Below are 17,958 nucleotides of genomic sequence, written 5' to 3' on the forward strand. Positions count from 1 at the left end.
ACGATGATTTATTAGCACTTTGTATATAGACAAAGCCCAAAATCATGAATCGTCGAAATTTTCTTCAAAAAACTGCTATAACTACTACTTGCCTAAGTCTTGCTAATCTTTCCTGGATAGGAGAGGAGGAAAAAATCCGATTTGGGATAGTGGCCGATGCGCATCAGGATCTCATGCCTGATGTAGAACAAAGAATGGAGCTCTTCATAGAATCTTCTTCTAATGCGAATAGCGATTTCATCCTTCAGCTCGGAGATTTCTGCCATCCCATAGAGAAAAATCGGAATTTCATGAAGATATGGCGTTCGTATGAAAAGCCTTCTTATCATGTCCTGGGAAATCATGATATGGATTTGGCTTCGAAAGCAAAAACCCTGGATTTTTGGGAGATGCCGGCTCGCTATTATTCATTTGAACAGGGAGCCTTCCATTTTATCGTGCTAGATGGCAATCTTATCAATCAGGATGGAAAATACTCAGATTATGATACCGCCAATTTTTACATAGATAGCGGATTGCGAACCTGGATGGATCCTGAGCAATTGGAATGGTTGAAAGATGACCTTCGGAAAACGGATAAGCCTACCATTGTCTTTTCTCACCAAAGTCTGGTCAACGATCTTTGGGGAATCAAGAATAGAAGCATAGTTCAACAAATTTTTGAGGAAGAAAATGAGCGTTTTGGCAAACAGAAGGTCCTGGCCTGTTTCAATGGACATAATCACATCGACTACCTTCGAAAATTAAATGGCATTTACTATATCGACATCAATAGCCTCAGTTATCAATGGTTGGGGCAAAAATATTTGTGTAAAACTCGCTATTCGCAAGAAGTATATGATGCCTATCCCCTTATGGATAGAATGGCTCCATATCAGGATCCCATTTTTGGTTTGATAGAAATAGATGCTGAAAATATCCGGATAAAAGGCAGGATGGGGAAATATATTGGGCCTAGTCCTCAATCTCTTGGATTAGATGATGAAATCTATGGATTTCCCTTTACGCCTCATTTGTCATCAAGGGAATTGAAAAGGAAATGACCGGAATCTAAAACTCCCCTCAAAACAGGCCCTGAGAATCTGATAACTGATACATAGGCCAGCAGCCAGATATTCGTTTAATTCTCAGTCCCCATTTTCGCTGATTTTCGAGTAAAATAGATAATAATCATCCTCAATGAGGATAAAACCGCTTTAAATGCTGCGTATAGGCATGTATTTATAGAAAACTCAATTTCTCCGAAACTCAATTTCTTCCTCTTTCCCCCAATTCTCCTCCAATAAATCTTGAGTCTGTCCTTTGAGGTATTTGTTGAAAAAGGCGAGTAGATATCGATTGCTGATTTCTGTAATCTCCTTCGCATCTCTTGAACCCAATTGGCCAAGCTGTAAAAATCCATGATCCCGAAAATTGGAATGCATGCTTCCGTCTATGCGAATTCTGTATACCTCCGTTTTCGATAGCTTCATCAGCTGATCTTCGTATTTGGTCTGCATTTGCTCTCTTTCTTCAAATGTCTCTTTTCCAATGCCCGCTATCAGGAGTTCCTTCCAGCTAACTTCCTTTCGATCTGATTGGACATACATAAAAGGAGTTTGAAAATGCGTATTAGCAGGTAATTCCATCCAATCCCATCCATCCAAATTTACACCTGCTCTTATCTCCGGATAATTCGTACACAATTCTCCTACAGCTGCACCTCCTATGGACCATCCAAAAAGGCCTATATTTTCAAAATCAATTCGATTGTAAAAAGAAAGACTAGAATCCTGACTCATTTTCCTGACTTTTTCCAGGCTGGTAAGCATATCCTGAAGTCGAACTCCCAAAGAAATCTTTCTCATAAATTCCTCTTTCTTCAAATCTGAAAAGTCTGTATCAAAATCAAAAGCTTTAATCTTTCGGCCATCTGGAAATTGAGTATCAACTAGAAAAGTATGATCTATAGCCAATACGAAATAGCCATGACTTACCAATTCTTCAATTTGCTGGGTATTTGAGAATCTGTTTCCTCCAGCCCCGGAAGAGTAAATGATCAAAGGAAATTTCTCTTCATTATCGACCATGGATTCATTTTCGATTGATTGCGTCTTTAGCCTTTTGGAGTTGGGATAAAAAGAGGAAATCAATCTGCTCTGCTTTTTTATAGGAAAGGAAAATTGCAGCATCAATTCCCGAAAATCGGACTCCTTTGTTGTAAGAATCTCTTTTCTATCTGAATCTATGAAATGAAAGGGGCTAGTTCCGACAGCATAAGAGCCAGAGGGTCCTGGAAATTGTTCCTTAACAGGAAAATCATTCAAAACTCCAATCATTCCTGCTAGCAAAAAAGGAATAATCAACATATTCCAATTCTTTCTATCAGTATCAGGCGCATACCATTGAGTATGAAAAATTCCCAAGAGAATGAAACTGATCATGGCTAGTGCCAAAAATTCTTTTCCATTTAAGAAAGCAATAGGGGAGAATGGCAAAAAGTGAAGAATAGCAGCTGCCAATACTGAAAACAATCCATATCCTGCCAAAAAAGGAGCTGCTAAAGTTCGGAAACTTTGCTTTTCTCTAAATGCAGACCATAAAGCAAATAGACAAAAGTATAGGGTAGTGGAAATAAGATATAGCTTTTGATGATCCCAGGGCATTAGGAAAATAAAGATCATCAGGAAGATCCAAATGGCAAGTATGCCCAGATATGACCGAATAATATTAGCCATGTGTTTCCATAATGGATTGGATTCAAAAAGCTACAGGAAAATAGCAAAAGCGATGAAGAATAAGTATCATCGTAGCAAAATGAGCATTCCATGAAAATAGGAATCTTCACAGACATACACGCTAATCTGCCCGCTTTAGAAAAATCTCTTCAATTTTTTGAGAAGGAAGGATGTGACCAAATCATCCATATCGGAGATATGATCGGCATTGGGCCCTATCCAAAAGAATGTCTAGAACTAGCCTTTACTTATCCTAACCTGGAGTGCGTCATGGGAAATCATGATTATTACTTTGCGCATGGATTGCCGGATAAAAATTGGATGAGCGAGGAAGAAATCGCCCATCAAAACTGGACGCATGATCAACTCAAGGATGAGTTAAAAGAAGAAGTGGCTAAATGGCCATTTCAGATTGATATCCAGCTAAAGGATGATTACAAAATTTCATTTCTTCATTATGCGCTAAAGGAAAATGGGTGGGATTTTAAGAGCATAGCAAAAGATCCTGATGAAAAGTCAATGGACGAAGTCTTTGCCGAGGTAGATGCGAATCTCATTTTGTTTGGTCATCACCATATCTATCACTATTTCAAAACTCAAAAGGAGTATTTCAATCCTGGATCAGCAGGCTGTTGGAATAAACCCATTGCAAGGCTTGCCATACTTCAGTTGAAAGAGGGAGAACTAGATCTAAAACGAGTTTTTTCTCCTTACAAAGATGGAGATTTGATGAAGGCATTTGATGATAGAAAGGTTCCAAGTCGAGATTTTATCAGAAAGGTTTTTATAAATAGATAAAGCATGAAATTTCTATATATTTTATTTTTTTCTATAATTTTTGTTTCCTGTAAGTCTCCTGAAAAAGAAACTATGAAAAATCGAGACTATTTCATGCCTGCAGAATATGAAGAACATGAAGCTGTTTGGCTGGGCTGGCAGGAGTTTCCTCCGTATCGCCAGGCTTTTTTGGATGTAGCAACGGCACTTATGGATAGAGTAGCTCTGAAAATGATTGCCAATGATGAACTTTCTCTGGAAAATTTGAAAGATGCGTTAGGGGAAAGGGATTTGGATACAAATAAAGTCGAGTTTTTTATCATGGAAGATAATCGACTTTGGATGAGAGATCATGGAGCGACATATTTATTGAATGAGGCTGGGGAGAAAGCGATTGTTGATTTTCAATGGTCGGCTTATGCCTTTTATGATTTTCAATTGGTGAAGCAAAAGGGAAATAAAAAGAAAGCCCAGGAAGAGACCGATAAAGAATTGGCAAAAAAGACAGGAATCATTGACCGTAAGATGGCTGAATCAGCAAATCTTCCCATCATCGATACGGATGTGGTGATGGAGGGGGGATCTATAGAGGTAAATGGAAAGGGGACTTTGATCTTGTGTGAGAAAGTTACCTTTCAACGAAATCCAGGAAAGACTAAAGAAGAATTAGAATCAGCATTCAAAGATGCCCTGGGAGTAAATCATATCATTTGGCTTCCAGAAGGTCTGGCTGATGATCCTCATTTTTTCAGTCAGATTGAAGGCGATTTATATGGATATGGAACAGGCGGACATACGGACGAATTTGTTCGATTCATTGATGATAATACGGTATTTCTGGCTTGGGTAGAAAAGGAGGAAAAAGATGAAAACCCCATCAATCGTATCAATTATGAAAGAATGAGCAAGAATCTGGAAATATTGGAAGCTTCTACAGATCAAGATGGAAACCCCATAAAGGTCATCAAAGTAGCTATCCCCGATCTCTCCTTTCAGGAAGTAGAGGTAGTAGAAAAAATGGAAGGGGAATATGATTTAAATATTCCACTGGAAATGATCGGAAAGTCAGATAAAGAATTACAATTGGGAGATAAACTAAAGCGGGTACCAGCATCCAGTTATTTAAACTATTTGGTCACAAATGGGGTAGTGCTGCTACCGACTTATTTATCAGAAACAACCTCAGCAGAGAAGGAGGCCAAAGTAAAATCTCAATTTCAAAAAGCCTTTCCTGATCGAGATATCATCTTCTTAAATGCTATGAAGCTCAATTATTTTGGCGGAGGCATTCATTGCATCACGCAACAAGAACCCAAATCAAAAAAGTAGAGAAAAAAAACAGCCTGAGAATCGCATAAAAAAAGCTCTCTCAGGTATTGGTACAGGCTATAAAATTCTCAAAGGGATTTTTAGGCACTAAAATATGCTTTTTTATTCGTTAAATATCTGAAAATCAATTATTTATAACACATACCAACCTGTGTGTATAATTCCTTTTTTGCTTGGCGTAATTTGCAGATTTTGGGCTTTTGGAGGAAAAATGGGAAGGAATTGTGCAGATTTGTATAAAATCAACAATCATGAAAGACAAACAAATCTCCTACTATGCTCAGCGAGCGCATGAGTATGAAAAAATCTACCACAAAGCAGAGCGGCAGGAAGACCTCAGAAAATTGGAATTATTGTTACCCCAACTGGTAAAGACAAAAAGCGTGCTGGAAATTGGATGTGGTACAGCTTATTGGACTCAGTTCATGAGCCAAACAGCAAATTCAATCCTGGCAAGTGATATAAATGAATCTGTACTGGAGATCGCCAAAACGAAATCTTATCCAACTAATCCGGAATTCATCTTAGGAGATTATGAGCAGCTCGATGAATTGGAGGGACAATTTGATCTCATTTTTGCCGGCTTTGTTGTATCTCATATTCGAAGAGAACATCTGGAAAATTTCATTTCTCGCCTTAGCTCGAAACTCAAAAGGGGAGGGGAGATCATTTTTATGGACAATGTTTTTGTTGAAGGGAGTAGTACACCCATTTCGGAAAGTGATGAATGGGGAAATACTTTTCAGGAACGGAAATTAGATGATGGAAAGGCTTTTAGAGTTTTGAAGAATTTCTATCAGAAAGAAGATTGGAAGAAACTCTTGAAGAAGCCTGTTGAATTTAACCAATTGAAATTCACCTATTTTTATCTCCTTCAGATCAAGCATGTAAAATGAGTATGCTGATAGGAGGAGCAGCTGACCTCTACCCAAAATCTGTGGAAACATACTATGCATACAGACCTTCTTTTTGGAAGAAGTTGAGAGAATAAAAAGAAATTGACAGGATATATCGTATAAATAAGATAAATTCTAAAATTGGAATTTGATTGCTCTCTTATGAAGTGGAAATATATAAAAATAGGGATATTGGTTCTTTTGGCCATACTCATTATCGTTCCTGCTTACCAATATTATGGATCGATTGATTGGGCGAAGAAGCATAGTGCGAAAATAAATGCCCTTCCTGTTTTGGGACAGGCAGATGACAGCGGTTTATTTCGCCTTCCAGTAGGAGATTTTGAGTTTTTTGCACGAGTTGCAGGTCTTCAAAATGACGGACCTGGATTAATTCTTCTTCATGGCTTCCCTGAATCTTCAATTGCCTGGGATCCTTTGCTGGAAAAAGCCGCCGCCGAGGGATTTCGAGTCATTGCTTTTGACCAAAGAGGCTACAGTCCAGGTGCTCGGCCCGAGGAGTTAGAAGAGTATCATATCGATAAATTGACTGAAGATGTATTGGCGGTAGCAGATAAAGTAGGCTTTGATCAATTTCATTTAGCCGGACATGATTGGGGATCTGCTGTGGGTTGGAATGTGAGTATGAATCATCCGGAAAGGGTACTTTCCTGGTCAGCTTTATCTATTCCTCACATCGGGCTGTTTTTTGATGCGGTGCTCACGCATCCCGAACAACAGAAACGGAGTAGCTACATTCATCAATTACGAATACCCATTATCCCCGAATATATGTTTGTGTCCAATGGACAAAAACGTGTTCGAGAAGGTATGGCTAAAATTCCCGCTAAATATCTGGACGAATATCTCGCTATCCAGGCAGAAAAAGGTGCAACAACGGCTATGCTAAATTGGTACCGTGCGCTAGAAATAGATGAAGTTGAGGGGATTGAAAGCTTAAAGCAAAAAATCAAAGTTCCGACTTTATTTATTTGGGGAACGGAAGATGGAGTAGTGGCCCCGGAAATTATCCCCGATCAAAAAGAATTGATAGAAGCTCCTTATGAGGAAGTAGCATTAGAAAGCGGTCATTCTCTTATGCAATTTGAAGAAGAAGCTGTAGTCCGTGCAATCTTATCTCACCTCAAACGAAACTCATCAGAAAAATCAAGCGAAAATAGCCCTGAGAATCTCATAAAATAGAGCTGTTCGGGTAATGGTCCAGTTCGGAAAAATCTCAGGCTGAATGTGTCCACGGAAATAACCACGTTTTTGTTTCAACTATCTCTTTATCAATACTTTAAAGTAAATACCTTCTGGTATGTATATATCAATTCTTGCTTCAATTCTCCTGCAAATTTCAGCTTTTTAGCCCATTTTCCACCAGGAATTGATAACATTTTTCCAATCCTGATTTGCACAGTGATTGAGTTGAATTTCTTCACAGCCATTAAAGCGGGCATAAGCTTCTAGGGCCTCTCGAAGACTTGTGTAAAAGTGCTCACTTTCATCCGAAAAATTCTCTTCCTTCCAAAGATGCTGAATCAAGAAGATTTTTTGCTTTCGATCCGCCTTGACATCCACCCTTCCTGCAAATTCATCCCCCCATAATATAGGCAAGGAGTAGTATCCAAACTGTCGTTTTTTCTGAGGGACATAGACCTCTATTTGATAGTTGAAATTGAAGAAATTACTTAGCCTCTTTCTTTGTATGACTGAATTGTCGAAGGGATTGAGTAAATAAATCTTTTTATTTACGATTCGTAATACTTTATTGTCAAAATTATCAGAAAGTATGTAAAAAGGATCACTTTCTAATCCTTTGATTTTCAATTGAATAATCTCCTTACCCTCTATTTTCTCCTGGATCCTACGCTTTATCGAAGCTTTTATCCCTCTTCTTAGGTAATTGATCTCCGAAATCTGTGCTAAACCATGTGAATCGAGGGCTCTTTTTATCAGGTAATCAGCCATCTCATCCTCACTGGGTTCGCTCCTGTCTATGTGCTCAGGAAGGGTCCTTTCTGTCAGGTCAAAAACCTTCTGAAATTTCTTGCGCTTAGAGATCATAAGCTCTCCTTCAATGAATAATTGTTCCAACGCAATTTTTGCAGGTTTCCAGGTGTACCAGCTAGGCTTTGTTCCCGAAGGATTTCCGAAATTTTTGGATTGCATAGGCCCCTCAGCTCGAATACGATCAAGGACATACTTCCTCATTTTGTGATCTCTTTCAAACCAGTGTTTATCCATGGCCTTTACCTGATTTTTTTTCCAATGGCTGTATCGAAAATCTTCAATGGGTAAAAAGGCTGCAGCATGGCTCCAGTATTCAAAAATCTCCTTATCCTTTTCCAGCAATCTCCATATCATATCCGGATGATAATCTGGAACGCGGGTCCAAATCGTATGGTGATGCGCACGTTGAACTACAGATATCGTATCGATCTGTATGTAGCTCAATTGCCGGATGGCCTGTAAGGCTCCTCTTTTTCCTTTGTAAAATTTTTGGCCCAATAATCCCTGTGCTTTGAGGGCAATTCTTCTTGCCTGCTTTTGGGATATCTCTATTTCCTGTGTATTTTTTATCAAAGCCTTAGATAAATGAGTAGTGTAGAAAGCTATATAGAAAATCTTGCCGAAGATCGAAAATCAGCCATTAATTCTATCCGGGATCGACTCATGCACCACCTTCCCGAAGGCTCTCGGATCAATATGGATTATCGGATGCCGACCTTCATCGTGGATGAGCATATCCTTTTTGCCCTGGCCAGTCAAAAACATCATATGGCCCTTTACGTTATGCCCTTTGATTTGTTGGATGATTTGAAGGATGACTTAGCCCATTTCGATGTGGGCAAGTCTTGTATTCGTTTTCGCAAACTCAGCGATGAACGCATGGAATCACTCAATCGGATCATTCAATACGTAGTGGCGAATCAGGACCAAAGCGAAAATTACAGGCGTTACCCAGCGAAATCATGAGAATGAAATTTGGCAGCCTATATTTTTTCATACTCATTGCTATAATTTTGTTCTCCGCCCAAAATTTATCAGCTCAAAAAGAAAGGTATTGGGGGAGAACCTCAATTTCACTTAATGCCAAACAGGCTTATTATAAAATAGTTGTTTATCAAAAGGAGAATTTATCCTTCTTCTTTGACTTACAGGCATTTAAGGAGTATTGCTATAAAGAAGAATATATAGACCAAAATAATAAAAGGATCGTTCAGGTATTTCAGAAAATGGAGGAAGAAATGAAAGGAGATACTCTTTTTCTTAATCCTTATACATCGATTTCTCCTATAAGCGGATTAACGTATAATTTTTTGAATAAAAAGATTCGATCAGGAGATCTAATGATATACGATCGGAAAACAGGACGATGGGAAACCAAACTGATTCGTAAAAACTTCAGGTACTATTGTGGAACTAGGTGCGGTCGGGGAGGAAAAAAATATTTTCTTAGTAGTACAGGTCAGGAGGTTTTTGAATGGATAGAGTTTGTTAATTGAATGAAGTGTAGAAAATGGAAAGCTACAAAGTCATTCCCTTTCGATGGAATGTAGATAAGCTAAACGAACTGGGCTCTTTACTCGATTATTCAAGCATAAAGCTGGATGATGAATTTCTCGGTGAATTGATTTCATCCGCAGCTCGCATACTCGCATTTTCCGGCAATGCCTATTGCTATTTCGTAGGAAGATCACCCGAAAACTATTTCGATCTACTTACTGCTGCTTTTTATGAGCAGAAAAACCTACGAGATCGGATCAATCTTTTTCAATTCTCTCGAGGCTATTCGACTTTCGAAGAACTCCTTGCTCAAAACAAAACTGAAGTCGAAAGCCTCTTTTCCTATATGAAAGAGATCGGTTTATCTCCCCAACAAATTCTGGGAAGAAAAGAGAAAACGGCTTTCATCGACCTGGTTTATTCTGGCAGCACTTTCGAAGCATTGCTCTCTTTGTATAAATACTGGACCGAAAGGGAAAAGGAAAATTGGCCGGAAGTGCGGAAGAAAATGCGAATCGTGGGGATAACAGAACGGACCAAAAACAGCCCCAATACCTGGCGTTGGCAGCAACAAGCGGATTGGATAGATCTTATTGGAGAATCCCGAGTGAAAAATGTGTCCATCACTTATGGGCTTTGGACCTATTTGGGAAATCATCAAAGTAAGACGACCCTTTCACATCATCCCGATAAGTGGGGAAAGGAAGCTGCTGAAAAACCGGAAAGAAGTACTTATAATCGGGAGGGCTTACAAATTGCACGGAAAATATTTCTGTTAGGGAGAAGTAAAAAGGGCCGAGAAGAACTACGTAGGCAGCTGATCAAACAAAATGAGATGAAATTTGATTGGTTTAAAGCTTATCAGCAGGCATTAAAATCTTAAGCTATGTTGTTCAAACAGAAAGATTTAGCATTGATAAAAAGCGGGGAGATACAACTGGCTTTTAGAAAATGGAAAGGAGTGAGGGCAAAAGAAGGTTCTTTGATTAAGACTTCGATAGGTGAGTTAAAAATTCTTTCTGTGGATGAAATAGAGGAAAATGAAATAAGCGAGCAAGAGGCAAAAGCAGCTGGATATCAATCGAAAGAGGCCCTTCTGGAAATCCTTCAAAAACGAGAGGAAGGTCTTATTTATAAAATTGCTTTGGACTATCATGGAGAAGATCCACGTATTGCCCTTCGTAATCAGGAAGAATTTTCCACTAAAGAATTTGAGGAATTGAAAAAGAAGCTGGAGAAAATGGATGCAAGGAGTAAAAGTGGAGCCTGGACCCTGAAGATTCTACGCGCTATCCAGGAAAATCCGGAACTTAGGGCTGCTGATCTGGCCAAGCTCACAGGAAGAGAGAAAGATTGGCTTAAACCCAATATTCGGAAGCTGAAAAATCTGGGTTTGACCATAAGTCTGGAAATTGGGTATCGGATATCAAATAGGGGAGAAGCTTATCTAAAAAGACTGAATTAATCATCAAATATTATGGTCGACGTATTCACAGAAATCAAAATTGACAGGCCTCTTGAGGAAGTTGCCAGCTATGCTTCCAATCCCGAAAATGCTCCGGAATGGTACGTCAACATAAAATCAGCAGAATGGAAAAGTGCTCCTGAAATTAAATTAGGAGCTCAAATAGCCTTTATTGCACATTTTCTCGGGCGAAAGCTGTCTTATGTATACGAGATCGTAGAATTGGTTCCCAATGAAAAAATGGTCATGCGTACAGCAGACGGACCTTTCCCTATGGAAACTACATACGAATGGGAAGCCCTCGATGAAAACCATACGCGCATGAGCCTAAGGAATCGAGGAAAGCCTTCGGGATTTTCAAAACTTTTTGCTCCCATGATGGCGAAAAGCATGCGCAAGGCAAATGAAAAGGATTTGAGGATGATAAAGAAGATTCTCGAAGAAAAAGAAAAAAATAAGTAAGCAGTGTTTTCCTTTTCTGAATTTTTGTCGTTCATAAAATAAACACAAGAATTCTTTTAAGCGAAAACCATGAAAACACAATTTAGCTTTCTACTTATTATCCTGTTTCCTCTTTTTTCTAGTAGCCAAAATTTTGCCAGCAATGATACCGAATGGGTTTATGATGATTCTGGCTTTTGGGCTTCAGGCATTTCTACCTTTTCCTTTGATTCTGATACTACGATCGCCAGCCGAACAGTAAAAAAATTCAGGCGAGACGTACAGTCGTATTTCAATGGGACAACCGATACCATAAGAAGAGAATTATTCCCTGTTTATTATTATGAGAACAATGGGATCGTAGAGTTCTCCAGAAATGCCATAAACTTTGATACCTTATTAAATTTTCAGGCAGACCCGGGCCAAAACTGGATAGTTTATTTTGGCTACAATCCCAATAACAATTTTCAAGCGACAGATTCCTTTATGATAACGGTCATAGATACCTTGAGTATCAATATGTCAGGGCAAAATGTTTTTGCCCAGGCGCTTTTATACGAATTTGAAAATGATGGAAGGACGTTCAGCCTGCAGGATACTGCTATTGAAAATATTGGTTTACAAAGGGCATTTATTTCGCCAGAGGATCGACTTTTATCAAACATTATCGCTGATGGATCCATTCTCACCCTACGCTGTTTTAAAAACCCGCAATTCGGGATCGTTGATTTTGAAAATGATGCTGACTATGGCGATTTCAATTATGACTGTACTCAGTTGAGCACAAGTATTTCGGAAGAAATAATTCAAGAACTAATAAATGTATATCCAAACCCTGCTTCTCAGCGCTTGCAAGTAGAAAGTAAATGGAACAAAGAGCTTTCAGTAGAAATTTTTGACTTGAGTGGCAGAAAACTGAGAGAAGCTATTATATCTGAAGGACTAACAGAAATTGATATTTCTCTTCTTTCGTCAGGTATGTATGTGCTTCTTTTGGATCAACAATACGCAAAAAGATTCTTTAAAGAATAGCAGATAATATCCAAAAAGAACAAATTGAAGAACCTATTCATTTGCCAAAAAGCAGATATTTAATACGTAATCGAAGTAAGCACTCAGCCATTTAAAAAATAGGCAATGGTACTTTTAAGATCTATCCCTAATTAAAATCTAATGAAAACTCTACTACCCCTTTTATTTCTTTTATCTTTTTTTCAAAGCTCTTTTTCCCAGAAGTTTGTCAGAAATGATGCCCAATGGGTCTATAATTTTCATGGTGCCCATGGGGTTGGATATACCCTTATTTCCTATGAACAGGATACTGTCATTGGGAACAAAACTGTAAAACAATTTGGAAGATTTCATACCCAGGCATTTAGTGTTACCGATACCATAAACATAAGAACGGGAGCTATATTCTTATTTGAATCAAATGGTATTGTTGAATATTCTATAGAGGGGATGGATTTTGATACCTTATATAATTTCAATGCAGCTTTAGGAGAAGTATTTGATGTGGATAGCCTATTTACTGAAAGAGATACGGGATTATACCATTATTCAACCATTTTTTCGACAGTAACTGATACTTTTTCTTATCAGATAAACGGAGAAAGTCTTTTTGCCAAAGAGATTGAATATGAACAACAATACTTTGATGGCCGCCAGGATGGTATTTCTCATGACACGCTGGTGCAATATCTTGGCTTGATGCGAAGATATATCGATCCTGCAGATCTTAGTCGAAGAGTGGTAGATGGGGGAGAGGGAGGCTATTTGCGCTGCTATAAAAACAATGACTTAGGAACTACCGAATCACCAGGCCGGGGAAACGTAGGCTCCTTTGTGTATGATTGTGAAGATTTAGTGGCTACAACTTCTATAAAGAATGCCATAGCAAATCTTTATATTTCTTCTTTTCCTAATCCTGCGAAAGAAAATTTAAAAGTAAAAAACACAACAAATCTGAGTTTATCAGTAGATCTCATAGATGCACAAGGGCGGCAGCTTAAGCAGCTCAATATCCATCCAGGAGAAAATGAAATTTCAATTTCTCATTTACCTGCGGGCATTTATTTTTTGATGGTTGAAAGGGGAGGATTTCAGAAATTCTGGAAAGAATAATACTAGGCATAGAGCCCCATTCCTTCCCCAACTTCCAGCACTTTGGCAACTGCTTTTCGGCCTTTTTCGCCTAAAGAAAGGGAAAACTCATTTACATAGAGATCAATATGCGCTTGCATAACTTCGTCTTCCATTTCCTGGGCATATTCCCGGACATAAGGCATAGATACTGAAGGGTATGTAAAAGCATGTTGTACACTTTCGCGCATATGTTTTTGCAGCACTTCAAAAACTTCAGGACCAAGGGATTTTTTGGCTACAATGGCTCCTAAGGGGATAGGAAGGGAAGTTTTTGCTTCCCAATGTTCGCCTAAATCCTGGATGAGTCGGAGTCCCATTTTCTGGTAAGTAAAGCGATTCTCATGAATGATCACTCCGGCAGCCACTTTATCCTCCAGAATTGCCGGCATGATTTCGTCAAAAATGAATTCCTTTTTGTGCTGAATTTCCGGAGCAAAATATCCAAGAAGTAAATTGGCCGTTGTATTAGCGCCGGGAATACCGACGGGAAGATTCCTGTTGATGATTTCCTCGACGGTGAGTTCTTCTTTCGAAATGAGAAGAGGTCCGCAATTATGGCCGAGTGCACTGCCTGCATCAAGCAAACGATACTGATCTCTGAGTCTGCCATAGGTATTGTAGGAGATTTTCACCATATCCAATTCCCCCTTCATGGCCATTTGATTGAGGTGGAAAATGTCCGCCATGACGATCTCGTATTCAATATCGCCTAGATCAATACGCTTGTGCGCAATGGCATCAAACATAAAGGTATCATTCGGACAGGTGCTAAAACCCAAACTAATTTTCATCAGGAATCATATTTACTATATACAAACTTAGGCAAAAAAGCTTTGTTTTTAGCCAGGCTTATAGAAATGATACGAATGAGAAGAAATGGATACCTAAATGAGGAGTTCTGGCATATTGGCTACCAATGGAATGGTATTGTCCTTGGGTTCTTTGCGAGGATCCAGGTGATAGGCGTAAATGTCAAAGTCTTTTTGGTGAGGCATCAGGTCTGTATAGCAGGAGTGAACGCCATCAGAAGGGGTGAAACACATTTCGTGAAAGACTCGGATTTTTTTCTGACTATTAAATTTTGCGAGATGCTCAAATACGATATCCGGGTTTCCGAGATCTCCAGAATAAGCAACTATTTCATCCTCATCCTCAAAGAGATAGGCATAGGATTGCATGTGCTGGATGTGCATCCCAAAAGTATCAATAGCACTAATACCTTCTACAGAGTCAAGGGGGATAAAATCCACATACTTCTCGGGATGAGGCATCCCAAAGCTGATAAACCAGCCCAACAAATCTTGAAATTCTGGTGAAGGAATCAGGATTTTTGCAGGACGTGGACTTGGAAGGAGGTATTTGTGATGAAGAACGGTTGTAATCAGACTCCCCACATGGTCATCATGAAAATGAGTGAGCAGAATATAATCGATATGATTTGCGAGCTTGGATTCCCTGAGTTTTTTGTAGATGCTATTTCCACAATCGACCAGGATATTCTTACCACGGAAGCGAATGAATGCAGCAGAATTGCCATATTCATATGTAAAAGCTCCACCAGTTCCCAAGAATTTAACCTCCATGATCAAATTTGTTCGTTTCTAAGGCATTTGATTTTGTGCCCTGAACACTCCGAGATACGCAATTTACAATGAGAAATTAAATTTTTTACTTCTTATTAAGATTATTCAAAACAAATCGACAAAATTAGGCTTTTCGTTGGAAGGGTATATTATTAACTTGTTGCCTAATTTTAAAAAATATCCATGCTTCAATCCATGACGGGATATGGCTCGTCGACTCAGTCGAGTCAAAACTATTCAGTTACTATTGAACTTAAGGCCCTCAATAGTAAATACCTTGAACTTGTAATGAAATTGCCAAAGGTTTATGTCAAGTATGAACATAAACTCCGGAACATTCTATCCAAACGTTTGGGGCGTGGTAAGGTCCTGGTACTTCTAAATGTAGATGTACTCAATCCGGACAAACAACCCATCAAAATCAATCGCGCCCTAATCAAAGGCTATCTGACCGAATTCAAATCTGTAGCTGATGAGCTGGGGATGAAGGAAGATATCAGCCTGGAGTTTCTTTTGGGTTTGCCAGAAGTTATTCCTACTGAATCCGAGAATGAGGATCCAGAGGAATGGGAATTGATCGAAAAGGCATTGGCAGAGGCGATTGAAAGAATGATCGAAAGTCGTGTCGAAGAAGGTAAATCCTTGAGTGCTGACCTTGATAATCGGGTCAAAGGGATCAGGCATGAACTGGAAATCATCAAAGGGCTGGCTCCTAAGCGTATGGATATCATCAGAGAGAGATTGGATAAGTCTCTGGATGAAATTCGGACGAAAGTAAAGGATCTCGATAAAAACCGATTTGAACAAGAATTGATCTTCTATATGGAAAAGCAGGACATCAATGAAGAGATCGTTCGGCTGACCCAGCACCTCAATTTCTTTGAAGAAATGCAGGCCCTCAATAAAAGCAATGGGAAAAAGCTGCAATTTATATCTCAGGAAATGGGGCGTGAGATCAATACCATTGGCTCAAAAGCCAATAATGCCGACTTGCAGCGACATGTCGTTCGCATGAAAGACGAGCTGGAAAAGATCAAAGAGCAGGTGCTCAACGCGGTTTAATCTCATTTTTATGCAGCTTTTATTCCCAACTCAACATCTAAAAATGGAGCGTAGGGAAGAACAGGACTATATATGGGGTATAGTCCGAAAGAAGTGGTATGTCTTGCAGCCAGAAGAACTGGTCAGGCAAGCTATGCTGGATTGGATGATTAGGGAGAAAGGGGTTTCGGCTTCTTTAATCAGCGTTGAAAAGGGGATTAAATATTTAAAACTGCAAAAACGCTTCGATGTCGTAGTATATGACAATACAGGAAAAGCTTTCATCCTATGTGAATGTAAAGCTCCCGATGTTCCACTCAGTCAGGATACCCTCAACCAAATCGCCCGATATAATGTCAGTATCAAGGCTCCTCATCTTCTTTTGACAAATGGACGGGAACTTTTGTTTTTTTCCCAAGAAGAAGGAAAATATGTACATAAAAAAGGGGGATGGTGGAAATGAAAAAGCCACGCACCGGAGACCGGCACGTGGCATATAAAACAAGCGTTCTTACTATCTTCTAATTATAACTGTCTTTCCTTTTGATCTGAAATTCTCCGTTTCCAGACTTATATGGTAGATACCAGCTGGTATTTGGCTCACTTCAAACTCCGCTCTTCCTTCTATCAAACTCTTTCTGCTAATTTCTTTTCCCGTATGATCGAGGAGTTTTACATCCATGACTTCATCCGTAACAGGACTGCTGATTGAGATAAAGTCAGTCGCTGGATTTGGATATACCTTGTAGCTGAAGTTTCCATTTTCAAAGCTGAAATTGACACTTTTCAATTCGGAGTATTCAAACTGCCCATCGAAATCGATCTGTTTCAGTCGGTAATAGTTCACTCCTTCCTGAGGATTGGTGTCGATAAAGCGATAGTTTGTTTTACCGTAGCTATTACCGGCTCCTTCCACGCTTCCAATGCTTGAGAAGATTATTCCGTCTTGAGATTTTTCGATTTCAAAACGATCATTATTCAATTCTAGTAGCGTTTCCCAGTTCAGTACCGCTCCGAAATCGTTGGCTTCTACTTCAAAGTAGCTAAACTCTACCGGCAAGGTATTGGGGACCAGGAAATTGTTGATCAGACAAGGATCGAAAAAGAAAGAAAACATTCGATCCGTAGCATCTGAAAGATCTCCGTATATATCTCCATCATCGATGATGCGAGTTCTGATCACAAAGGAGGAAGTTCCTCCAAACTCAAGATATACCATGTGTTGGGTGTCATCCGTGGTGATTCCGGGTAAGTTATCCACGGAAGCTGCTTCAAAGATAGTCATAGTGGCGGTAGACTGATCTGACAGATTCAGCTTTGAATTTGTTTCTATGGTATATGCATTGAAGTTGCTGAATCCTACAGATTCTCTCATTCTATGTGAATCTCCATCCACATCAGCAGCAGTAATCGTCCAATTGTTTACTACATAAGGAGTCGAGCTATTGGCCTGAACGAAGGTAATTTCGAAATCCATGTAGCCTTCAGTCCCATTATTGTTTTGGGTAGTCAGATTTACTTGTGGTTGAAAAGCTAGTTGATCTCCGGTATCAATAAGGTCGATGGAATATAAACTCGTGTTGCTTGAGCCAATGATCTGAACAACAGCATCAACTCCGGGCAGGACAGAGGGGAATCGGTAAGTGTTAGAGGCTTCCCAGGAGGGATTTGAGAAGTCGAGTTCTGGAATGTCCAGGCAAGTTTGCGCCTGTAGATGAGAATTGAATAGAAGAAAGCTAGAGATAACGAAAATAAACTTCGCAAAAATCTTCATGAATCCTTTTTTTGTTTTTTGATGATGTTACAAAGGTAGGGGAGGAGATGTAAGATTTTGCCGAAAAACTGATGATCAGAGAGAATTATCGCACGAACAATATATTTTAATGTTTGAATTGTACTATGTTTCTAACAATCCAATAAATGTACTAAATAACTGTATTTATGCACTATACATGCCTATATAGCCCGCATGGGCATATAGGGAGCAATAAAAGCTACAAAAAGAGGCAATAGACTTACATCCAGACATAGAAGTAATAAAAAAGTCGCAG

At 39.2% G+C, this 17,958-nt stretch carries 18 protein-coding genes; 13 read left to right on the forward strand and 5 right to left on the reverse strand.

What is annotated here, in order from left to right; translation table 11 throughout:
- Window positions 1-44 precede the first annotated feature (44 nt).
- A complete protein-coding gene (locus tag R8P61_27145; GenBank protein ID MDW3650782.1) occupies window positions 45-1,043 on the forward strand; it encodes a metallophosphoesterase in 999 nt (332 codons plus the stop codon).
- Between the two features lie 189 nt (window positions 1,044-1,232).
- Here the strand turns inward: R8P61_27145 and R8P61_27150 are convergent, their stop codons facing one another.
- On the reverse strand, window positions 1,233-2,717 hold the full coding sequence (locus tag R8P61_27150) for a hypothetical protein (GenBank protein MDW3650783.1): 1,485 nt from the start codon (window positions 2,715-2,717) through the stop codon (window positions 1,233-1,235).
- Window positions 2,718-2,807: 90 nt separating this feature from the next.
- Between R8P61_27150 and R8P61_27155 the strand changes: the two genes are divergently transcribed.
- The 4 genes from R8P61_27155 (at window position 2,808) to R8P61_27170 (ending at window position 6,922) form a co-directional block, all read left to right on the forward strand.
- On the forward strand, window positions 2,808-3,515 hold the full coding sequence (locus R8P61_27155; GenBank protein MDW3650784.1) for a YfcE family phosphodiesterase: 708 nt from the start codon (window positions 2,808-2,810) through the stop codon (window positions 3,513-3,515).
- Window positions 3,516-3,587: 72 nt separating this feature from the next.
- Window positions 3,588-4,823, forward strand: coding sequence for an agmatine deiminase family protein (locus tag R8P61_27160; protein MDW3650785.1), 1,236 nt, complete (start codon window positions 3,588-3,590; stop codon window positions 4,821-4,823).
- 251 nt (window positions 4,824-5,074) lie between these two features.
- Window positions 5,075-5,719 carry a methyltransferase domain-containing protein gene (locus tag R8P61_27165; GenBank protein ID MDW3650786.1) on the forward strand — a complete coding sequence of 215 codons (645 nt, stop codon included), beginning with the start codon at window positions 5,075-5,077 and terminating at the stop codon, window positions 5,717-5,719.
- A 162-nt stretch (window positions 5,720-5,881) separates the two neighbouring features.
- A complete protein-coding gene (locus R8P61_27170; GenBank protein ID MDW3650787.1) occupies window positions 5,882-6,922 on the forward strand; it encodes an alpha/beta hydrolase in 1,041 nt (346 codons plus the stop codon).
- Window positions 6,923-7,087: 165 nt separating this feature from the next.
- On the opposite strand, the gene R8P61_27175 is transcribed toward R8P61_27170, so the two are convergent.
- Window positions 7,088-8,308, reverse strand: coding sequence for a crosslink repair DNA glycosylase YcaQ family protein (locus tag R8P61_27175; protein ID MDW3650788.1), 1,221 nt, complete (start codon window positions 8,306-8,308; stop codon window positions 7,088-7,090).
- A gap of 12 nt (window positions 8,309-8,320) precedes the next feature.
- Between R8P61_27175 and R8P61_27180 the strand changes: the two genes are divergently transcribed.
- The 6 genes from R8P61_27180 (at window position 8,321) to R8P61_27205 (ending at window position 13,262) form a co-directional block, all read left to right on the forward strand.
- Complete coding sequence (locus R8P61_27180; protein MDW3650789.1) at window positions 8,321-8,701, forward strand: DUF1801 domain-containing protein; 381 nt, start codon at window positions 8,321-8,323, stop codon at window positions 8,699-8,701.
- Between the two features lie 544 nt (window positions 8,702-9,245).
- A complete protein-coding gene (locus R8P61_27185; GenBank protein ID MDW3650790.1) occupies window positions 9,246-10,115 on the forward strand; it encodes a hypothetical protein in 870 nt (289 codons plus the stop codon).
- Window positions 10,116-10,118: 3 nt separating this feature from the next.
- Window positions 10,119-10,697 carry an ASCH domain-containing protein gene (locus R8P61_27190; protein MDW3650791.1) on the forward strand — a complete coding sequence of 193 codons (579 nt, stop codon included), beginning with the start codon at window positions 10,119-10,121 and terminating at the stop codon, window positions 10,695-10,697.
- Window positions 10,698-10,709: 12 nt separating this feature from the next.
- Window positions 10,710-11,159, forward strand: coding sequence for an SRPBCC family protein (locus R8P61_27195; protein ID MDW3650792.1), 450 nt, complete (start codon window positions 10,710-10,712; stop codon window positions 11,157-11,159).
- Between the two features lie 69 nt (window positions 11,160-11,228).
- Complete coding sequence (locus R8P61_27200; protein ID MDW3650793.1) at window positions 11,229-12,170, forward strand: T9SS type A sorting domain-containing protein; 942 nt, start codon at window positions 11,229-11,231, stop codon at window positions 12,168-12,170.
- Between the two features lie 141 nt (window positions 12,171-12,311).
- Window positions 12,312-13,262, forward strand: coding sequence for a T9SS type A sorting domain-containing protein (locus R8P61_27205; protein ID MDW3650794.1), 951 nt, complete (start codon window positions 12,312-12,314; stop codon window positions 13,260-13,262).
- Between the two features lie 2 nt (window positions 13,263-13,264).
- On the opposite strand, the gene R8P61_27210 is transcribed toward R8P61_27205, so the two are convergent.
- Both R8P61_27210 and R8P61_27215 read right to left on the reverse strand, forming a co-directional pair.
- Complete coding sequence (locus R8P61_27210) at window positions 13,265-14,074, reverse strand: 1,4-dihydroxy-6-naphthoate synthase (GenBank protein MDW3650795.1); 810 nt, start codon at window positions 14,072-14,074, stop codon at window positions 13,265-13,267.
- A gap of 93 nt (window positions 14,075-14,167) precedes the next feature.
- Entirely contained in the window at window positions 14,168-14,866 is a 699-nt protein-coding gene (locus tag R8P61_27215; protein ID MDW3650796.1) for an MBL fold metallo-hydrolase, read from the reverse strand.
- A 183-nt stretch (window positions 14,867-15,049) separates the two neighbouring features.
- On the opposite strand from R8P61_27215, the gene R8P61_27220 reads away from it, so the two are divergent.
- Complete coding sequence (locus tag R8P61_27220) at window positions 15,050-15,928, forward strand: YicC/YloC family endoribonuclease (GenBank protein MDW3650797.1); 879 nt, start codon at window positions 15,050-15,052, stop codon at window positions 15,926-15,928.
- A gap of 10 nt (window positions 15,929-15,938) precedes the next feature.
- Window positions 15,939-16,370, forward strand: a complete 432-nt coding sequence (locus tag R8P61_27225; protein MDW3650798.1) for a type I restriction enzyme HsdR N-terminal domain-containing protein — start codon at window positions 15,939-15,941, stop codon at window positions 16,368-16,370.
- 51 nt (window positions 16,371-16,421) lie between these two features.
- Here the strand turns inward: R8P61_27225 and R8P61_27230 are convergent, their stop codons facing one another.
- Window positions 16,422-17,681 carry a T9SS type A sorting domain-containing protein gene (locus R8P61_27230; protein ID MDW3650799.1) on the reverse strand — a complete coding sequence of 420 codons (1,260 nt, stop codon included), beginning with the start codon at window positions 17,679-17,681 and terminating at the stop codon, window positions 16,422-16,424.
- Between the last annotated feature and the right edge of the window lie 277 nt (window positions 17,682-17,958).

The organism is Bacteroidia bacterium, from assembly GCA_033391075.1.
Classification (GTDB): domain Bacteria; phylum Bacteroidota; class Bacteroidia; order J057; family J057; genus JAWPMV01.